At 66.5% G+C, this 1,299-nt stretch carries 2 protein-coding genes and 1 pseudogene; all 3 read left to right on the top strand.

Translation table 11 applies throughout. The annotated features are described in order from the left end of the window. Positions 1-85: 85 nt before the first annotated feature. Positions 86-736 carry a type III secretion system export apparatus subunit SctR gene (gene sctR / locus G3N93_RS40085; protein WP_010109702.1) on the top strand — a complete coding sequence of 217 codons (651 nt, stop codon included), beginning with the start codon at positions 86-88 and terminating at the stop codon, positions 734-736. 44 nt (positions 737-780) lie between these two features. Then, complete coding sequence (gene sctS, locus G3N93_RS40080; protein ID WP_038743708.1) at positions 781-1,044, top strand: type III secretion system export apparatus subunit SctS; 264 nt, start codon at positions 781-783, stop codon at positions 1,042-1,044. Beyond that, positions 1,041-1,299 (top strand): annotated as a pseudogene (locus G3N93_RS40075) (type III secretion system protein); the annotation flags it as partial. The gene sctS and the pseudogene G3N93_RS40075, both read left to right, overlap by 4 nt.

The following is a 1,299-nucleotide window of genomic DNA, read 5'->3' as shown; positions in this document are numbered from 1 at the left end:
GCATACGGCCAGGCGATCGGCGGCGGCAGGCTCGTCGCGGTGGGCGCGCATCTCGGCGTGCGGATCGATCGGATGGCGGGCGACGATGGTTCAGTTTAACGACATCACCGGCCTGCTGATCGCCGTGCTCGTGATGAGCATGGTGCCGTTCATCGCGATGGTCGTGACGTCGTACGCGAAGATCGTCGTCGTGCTCGGCCTGCTGCGCAACGCGCTCGGCGTGCAGCAGGTGCCGCCGAACATGGTGCTGAACGGCATCGCGATCCTCGTGTCGCTGTACATCATGGCGCCGATCGGTTTCGCCGCGCAGCAGCAGCTGCAGGGGCAGGCGCTGTCGCCGCAGCCGACGCAGGCGATGCTGCAGGCGTTCGGTGCGGCGAAGGAGCCGTTCCGCCAGTTCCTCGCCGCGCACTCGCGCGAGCGCGAGAAGCGCTTCTTCCTGCGCTCCGCGTCGGTGATCTGGCCGAAGGCCGCGGCCGCGCAACTGCGCGAGGACGACCTGATCGTACTCGCGCCCGCGTTCACGCTCGCGCAGATGACCGACGCGTTCCGCATCGGCTTCATCCTCTATATCGCGTTCATCATCGTCGATCTGGTGATCGCGAACGTGCTGATGTCGATGGGGATGAACCAGGTGCAGCCGACCAACGTCGCGATCCCGTTCAAGCTGATGCTGTTCGTCGTGATGGACGGCTGGTCGACGCTCGTGCATGGCCTCGTGCTGACCTATTCCTGATGTCCCGATCCCGATTCCAATTCCGATTCGAAGGAGGTTGTCCGATGGAAATCGATGACCTGATCCGGCTCACGTCGCAAGGCATGATGCTGTGTCTTTACATCTCGCTGCCCGTCGTGCTCGTCGCGGCCGCATCCGGGCTCGCGATCTCGTTCCTGCAGGCGATCACGTCGCTGCAGGAGCAGAGCATCTCGTACGGCGTGAAGCTGGTTGCGGTGACGGTTACCGTCGCGATCGCCGGGCCGTGGGCGGCCGCCGAGATCCTGCATTTCGCGCAGCAGTTGCTGTCGGCGGCAGTGCCGTCATGAGCCGCATCACGCGCGCGATCGCGCAGACCATCCACGCGGCGAAGCCGGATCCGCGACGACGCCGGCCGGTGCGCGCGCGCACCGCGACGACCTACGGAAAATACGGCACGCGCTTCACGTATTCGAACGGCAATCAGGCGGCCGCGCTCGCCGCGCGCAACCAGATGCTCGCGAAGCTGAAGCCGCGTCCGAAGGCGGGCGCCGCGGGATCGCGGCGGCGCCGGCGCGCCGACAGCCAGGGCGAAGCGTCCGATA

It is taken from the genome of Burkholderia sp. Se-20378 (assembly GCF_017104665.1).
In the GTDB taxonomy this organism is placed as follows: domain Bacteria; phylum Pseudomonadota; class Gammaproteobacteria; order Burkholderiales; family Burkholderiaceae; genus Burkholderia; species Burkholderia lata.
This window is presented reverse-complemented; position numbering and strand designations above follow the sequence as displayed.

What these genes read in the sequence shown, in the direction of transcription:
- sctR (WP_010109702.1), top strand. Translation starts at nt 86, where the DNA reads ATGGTTCAGTTTAACGACATCACCGGCCTGCTGATCGCCGTGCTCGTG.
- sctS (WP_038743708.1), top strand. Translation starts at nt 781, where the DNA reads ATGGAAATCGATGACCTGATCCGGCTCACGTCGCAAGGCATGATGCTG.